General features: G+C 67.5%; 6 protein-coding genes. 2 read left to right on the top strand and 4 right to left on the bottom strand.

All coding sequences use genetic code 11. The features are described from left to right. Positions 1-21: 21 nt before the first annotated feature. The gene (locus tag RJ05_RS00135) at positions 22-477 is read left to right on the top strand and encodes a PH domain-containing protein (protein ID WP_036531438.1); all 456 of its coding nucleotides are present in this window, start codon (positions 22-24) and stop codon (positions 475-477) included. Positions 478-578: 101 nt separating this feature from the next. Here RJ05_RS00135 and RJ05_RS00130 read toward each other — a convergent pair whose 3' ends face one another. Further along, positions 579-1,451, bottom strand: a complete 873-nt coding sequence (locus RJ05_RS00130; protein WP_036531435.1) for a rhomboid family intramembrane serine protease — start codon at positions 1,449-1,451, stop codon at positions 579-581. Positions 1,452-1,581: 130 nt separating this feature from the next. Between RJ05_RS00130 and RJ05_RS00125 the strand changes: the two genes are divergently transcribed. Beyond that, positions 1,582-1,794, top strand: a complete 213-nt coding sequence (locus tag RJ05_RS00125) for a hypothetical protein (RefSeq protein ID WP_036531432.1) — start codon at positions 1,582-1,584, stop codon at positions 1,792-1,794. 3 nt (positions 1,795-1,797) lie between these two features. On the opposite strand, the gene RJ05_RS00120 is transcribed toward RJ05_RS00125, so the two are convergent. The 3 genes from RJ05_RS00120 to RJ05_RS00110 all read right to left on the bottom strand — a co-directional run bounded on the left by RJ05_RS00120 (position 1,798) and on the right by RJ05_RS00110 (position 5,516). Next, the gene (locus RJ05_RS00120; protein ID WP_051016004.1) at positions 1,798-2,658 is read right to left on the bottom strand and encodes an ABC transporter permease; all 861 of its coding nucleotides are present in this window, start codon (positions 2,656-2,658) and stop codon (positions 1,798-1,800) included. Further along, positions 2,655-3,665, bottom strand: coding sequence for a daunorubicin resistance protein DrrA family ABC transporter ATP-binding protein (locus RJ05_RS00115; RefSeq protein ID WP_036531429.1), 1,011 nt, complete (start codon positions 3,663-3,665; stop codon positions 2,655-2,657). The genes RJ05_RS00120 and RJ05_RS00115 overlap by 4 nt, the downstream gene beginning before the upstream one ends. A gap of 930 nt (positions 3,666-4,595) precedes the next feature. After that, on the bottom strand, positions 4,596-5,516 hold the full coding sequence (locus RJ05_RS00110) for an acyl-CoA dehydrogenase family protein (protein ID WP_036531427.1): 921 nt from the start codon (positions 5,514-5,516) through the stop codon (positions 4,596-4,598). Positions 5,517-5,658 lie beyond the last annotated feature (142 nt).

The following is a 5,658-nucleotide window of genomic DNA, read 5'->3' as shown; positions in this document are numbered from 1 at the left end:
TGTGGACAACTCGAGGAAATCGTGAATCCTGAGTCGCGCCTTTCGTGGACCACACCGATGTCCGCGCTGGTCGCGGCGACCGCGGGCGGCGTCATCCTGGCGGTGGTCGCCGTGCTGAACAATGATCCGCCCGGCCGGTTGCTCATCGGCCTCGCCGCCGTGCTGCTGCTGGGTTTGGCCGGTCTCGGTTTCCGGCAGCGCCCCCGGCTCTCGGTGATTCCCGGCCCTGATCCACGCCTGGTGGTGCGTTCACTGACCGGTCCCACCGAATATCGGCCGGACCAGATCCTGCGCGCGCGCATCGTCTACTACCGCCGCCTCGGCCGCCGGATGCCGATGCTGGAAATCGAGCTCATCCACCACGACGCCGAGCGCCTGCTCATCTTCGGCCGCTGGGACCTGGGCACCCACCCCGAAGACGTCTACGACGTCCTGGTCGAGCAGCTGCGGCTGAGCGGGGACATCACCCGGCCCTGAGCGTTGTCGCGGCCCTCACGGTCGCCACGGCATTGCACCGGTTCCATGAACCTCGTGGTTTCGCGTGAAACATTCCGGTCCGGCATAGGTGGCGCATTACCTCACGGCAGCAGCGTCGTCGCCGTCACCCCGATGACGGCCAGCGAGATCACCGTGATTGTCGCGACCGCGGACCAGCCGATGATCTGGGCGCTGCGCGTCGACCCTGCCTTCAACCAGGCGGGCAGGAACAGGATGCCGAGGGTGGCCAGCGTGCCCGCCGCGAGCCCGCCGAGGTGGCCGAACAGCGAGATACCCGGCAGCGAGAAGCTGATGAAGACGTTGATGCCGATCAGGATGAACATGCTGTTGGCGTTCTGCCGCAGCCGGATCAAGATCACCGTGATGGCGCCGAACAGGCCGTAGACCGCACCGGACGCGCCCGCCGTGAGGTTGTCCTGGGCGAACACCATGACCGCAGCCGAACCGCCGAGCAGCGAGACCAGATACACCGCCAGGTAGCGCGACCGGCCGAGCACCAGCTCGATATCGCGGCCGACCACATACAGCGCGAACATGTTGAGCAGCAGATGAATCGGTCCGTAGTGCAGGAATCCGGAGCCGATCACCCGCACCCAGTCGCCATCGGCCACCGCCGGCGGGAACATCACCCAGCGCAGGAACAGCTGAGAGCCGTTGTAGTTATCGATCAGGCTGCGCGACTGCGCCGCGGTAATGGCGAACACCGCCACGTTCACCGCGATCAGCGCGTAGGTGACATACGGAATCCGCACTCGCGGCGCGGCCGCGGACGCCACCGTGCGAACCTGCGGGGCGCCGCGGTTGTCCGCGCGCAGGCAATCCACACAGTGCTGGCCGACCGAGGCCGGGCGCAGACATTCCGGGCAGGCGGGCCGGCCGCACCTGGTGCAGGCCAGGCCGGTCACCCGATCCGGGTGCCGGACACACGTCGTCGCGGGAGGTTGGGGGTTCATCGGCTCATTCGGATCGGGCCGGCGGCGCCGACGCGGTCATGGTCACCCGACCATCGTGCCATGACGATCCCGGCAGCGCGCTGACCTGGGGCTCGGTGCGCGCGGCCCGGGTCTGTGTCAGAGTTGACCCATGAGCTCGAGGTCCCTGCACCTGTCTTCGCGTTCCCGTAATCGGCTTCTGACCGCCGCCGCCGTCGCGGCCGCGGGCGGTGCCGCCTGGCTGGCCCGCGCCAAGCGCCCGCTGCCGCCCGAGCCCGCGCCGGCCCCGCCGCGCATCGGCTACTCCCGAAACGGGTCCGCGCCGACCCCCGAGACGGGAGCCGGCGCGGAATCGCCGAGCTGAGACTCAGCGGCTGACGCTGCGCTTGTACCGCCAGAGGGTGAGCGGGACGAAGACCGCGAGGATCACCACCACCCAGATCAGGGTCGTCGCGACCGGATGCTGCATCGGCCAGGTGTCCGGCGGCGGCGCCACCGGCGAGGTGTTGCCGAACAGCTCGCGAATCGCCTGGGTGACGGCCGAGACCGGGTTCCATTCGGCGAACACGCGCAGCACCGTCGGCAGTTCTTCGATCGGCACGAAGGTGTTGGCCAGGAAGGTGAGCGGGAAGATCACCATGAAGCTGGCGTTGTTGAACACCTCCGGTGCCCGCACGATCAACCCGACGAAGGCCATGATCCAGGAGATCGCGTAGGCGAACAGCAGGAGCAGCACATAGGCCAGCACCGCGTCCAGCAGTGAGCCCCGGATCCGCCAGCCGACGATCAGGCCGGTCAGCGACATGACCACCAGGCTCACCACATTGATGACGACGTCGCTGATGGTGCGCCCGATGAGCACCGCGACCGGCTCCATCGGCAGCGACCGGAATCGGTCGATGATGCCCTTCTGCATGTCCTCAACCAGGCTCAGCCCGGTGAAGGTCGCGCCGAACACACAGGTCTGGGCGAAGATGCCGGCGATGAGGAATTCGCGGTAGCCGCCCTCCAGTCCCGGCACCTTGATCGCCGTGCCGAAAATGTAGGCGAACAGCAGCACGAACATGATCGGCGACAGCGTGCTGAAGATCAGCACATCGGGCACGCGCTTGATCTTGATGACGTTGCGCTTGGTGATGGTGATGGTGTCGGAGACGACGGTCGAGAGCCGCTCACCGAGTCCTGGGCCGTGATCGGGCACGACCGTCGTGGTGCTGACCGCGGTCATCGGGTCTTTCCTTCCGTAGCTTCCAGCGCGCCGAGGCCCTCGGCCGCGTCGTCGGCGTTGGTCAATTCCTCGGCCTCGTGTCCGGTGAGGGTGAGGAACACGTCGTCGAGCGACGGGCGCCGCAGGCCGACGTCGTGGATCTTCACACTGTGGTCGTTGAGCCTGCCGACGGCCTCGACCAGCGCTTGCGAGCCGTTGCTGACCGGCACGATGATGCGGCGCAGGCCCGGTTCCAGATGGATCTCGCCGTCGGCCAGACCCGCCAGCGCCTGCTGTGCGACGGCCAGGTTGGCCACATGGTCGACGGTGAGTTCGATGCGGTCGCCGCCGACCATCGTCTTCAGTTCGTCGGCGGTGCCCTTGGCGATGACCTTGCCGCGATCGATCACCGCGATGGAATCGGCGAGCCGGTCGGCTTCCTCCATGTACTGGGTGGTGAGCAGCAGGGTGGTGCCGCCGGCCACGAGTTCCTCGATCACATCCCACAGGTCCAGGCGGGCCCGTGGGTCGAGGCCGGTGGTCGGCTCGTCCAGGAACAACACCGGTGGCTCGGCGACCAGCGCACCGGCCAGGTCCAGGCGCCTGCGCATACCGCCGGAGTAGCCCTTGACCGGGCGATCGGCGGCGTCGCTGAGCCGGAACCGGTCGAGCAGTTCGCGGGCACGTTCCTTACTGCGCTGCACACCCATGTGGTACAGGCGCCCCACCATTTCGAGGTTCTCGAAGCCGGTGAGGTACTCGTCGACTGCCGCGTACTGACCCGACGCGCCGATATTGCGGCGCAGGGCCCGCGGATCACGCAGCACATCGATGCCCGCGACGGTGGCGCGGCCGCCGTCCGGGATCAACAGCGTGGTCAGCACGCGGACGGTGGTGGTTTTCCCGGCGCCGTTCGGACCGAGCAGGGCGGTGACGGTGCCCTCGGGCACGGTCAGGTCGAGTCCGTCGAGGGCGACCTGCGGGCCGTATCGCTTGACGAGACCCTCGGCGACTATTGCGTCACCCATGATTCTCCTGAAGTTCGTAGCTCGATGACATGCGGTGTCGGTGGCCGGCTTCCTCGGCGACCTGCTGATATGACGGCCTTCGGTGCGGAAACTAATCGCCGGGGCCGGCAACCGGACGGATCGCACCATTCGGACGATCGACCAGACCTGGTGTGAGTATTGCGCTTCGGGTGGCCGATTTCATCCGATTTGTCCGGCCGCCCGGTTACCGCTGGGCAACGAAGAAAGGTCGCACCTCGATCCGGGCGGTGCTCGGGGGTTCCGGATCGGGGTGCGACCGATTCGATGATGCCGCGGGCGGGTGCGTGTGGTCGTGCGTACCGGACTACTCGAATACGGGCGGGCCGGTACTCATTCGGACGCGTGGACGGCCCGCGTCCGTGTAGTCCGGTACGGAAATACACCGACGACGGCAGTGTTCGCGAGGCGAGGTCGTCCACGCGCGGAATGCTGCCACGGGGGTACGACACATTTGCGATATCGCGGTAGCCAACCGGCCGCGCCGCCGCACGCCTGGCGACAACACGCCGACTACCTGATCCGCCCGACAGCGGCTACAGCGACCGGTCGGCATGTTTTGCCGATGGCGCCGGACTCCCTGGACAACCGCGTATACAACCCGGTAAACCGGTGCGGGCCTGCGCTTTTGGCTATCACAGAGCCATCGGCGGCCCAGCTCGGGATCCAGCCGGGTGTCCGATTCACCAACCCCGGGACCCGAACCCTGTGAATTACCCCGAAAAAACTTCGAAACCGACTGTCCTCATACACACAAAAACGCGGATCTTCGCGTAGGATCGTTCTCGTCGGCCCCTCCCCCCCGGGCCGACCTTACGCGGGCCTCGGCTAACTCCCCCCCTTCGCCGAGGCCCGCTCTCATGTCCGGACGAGGTTCCACCGGAACCGATTGGTGGAACCTCGTTTCCGGCACTAAAGAGCGGGGGCGTGCACCGATTGCCAGGCCGACGCCAATCGCAGGCCCCGCACCTTCCCGGCAACCCGCAGCAGCGGCAGATCCCGCTCCCAGCGCCGCACATCCTCCGGCTCGGCCGCCGCCCAGATCGGCGCCGTCATCCGGGGTAGTTCATCGAAACGGGCGAGCACCCCACCCAGGGCGATATGCACCCCGGGTGAACTCGCGGACGCCCGGGCGAGGTCACGCAAGGCCGCCGCATCGGCCAGCAACTGCTCCAGCAACGATCGCGCCACCGTACCTCGGCGCCCCATCCGGATCAGCCAGCCGAGCGCCGCCGCGAGCACGTGAATGTCCTCGATGGTTCGAAACGGTTTCAGATAGCCGGAGTAGCCGTCGCCGGGCAGCATCTCAGCTCGCGCACCAGCGAATGTAACCGTCGCATGCGGTATTTCCGGGATGAACGGCGTTTCGGGAAGCGGGGTCCGCGCCACGGCCGGCTGGTCGGTGTCCACGAGCAAGGCGGCCAATCGGTTGCGGCCGTCGCCGTCGGTGCCGGCAGTGCCGATCACCACCAGCCGCTCGGCGGGCTCGCCGAGCGTGGCGAAGGTCTTGGTCCCGTCGACCAGCCAGTGCCCGTCCCGCTCGGTGACGGTGGTCCGGATGGCCGCCGGGTGCCCACCGCCCTGCTCGGTCGCGCACAGCGACACCAACTCCCCCGGCGGCAGCTGCGGCAACAAGGCCCGCAGGGCGGCTTGGTATCCGGACAGGAACGCATAGCCGAGCCGATCCGCACCGAATCCGCAGGCCAGGGCGGCGTCCACGGGAACCTCGAACGCCGCGGCGGTGTCCCGGTGCCGCTGCCAGGCCTGCGGCACATCGGTGAGCGCTTCGACCTCGGCCGGTGCGGTGAGCAGGTAGTCGAGTACAGAATCCACCCCCTGCACGCTAGCGGTGCTCCACCGGCTCGGTGCCGGAGAGAGGCGCACACCCTGCGAACGTGAGAGACTTAGAGTATATTTATCTCACAGTTGCTCCATCGTCGATCAAGGGAGATCGCCATGACAGCGTCCGTCGAGG

Source organism: Nocardia cyriacigeorgica NBRC 100375, from assembly GCF_000308555.1.
GTDB lineage: Bacteria > Actinomycetota > Actinomycetes > Mycobacteriales > Mycobacteriaceae > Nocardia > Nocardia cyriacigeorgica.
Note: the sequence above shows the minus strand (reverse complement) of the source record. Positions and strands in the feature narration are given on the sequence as shown.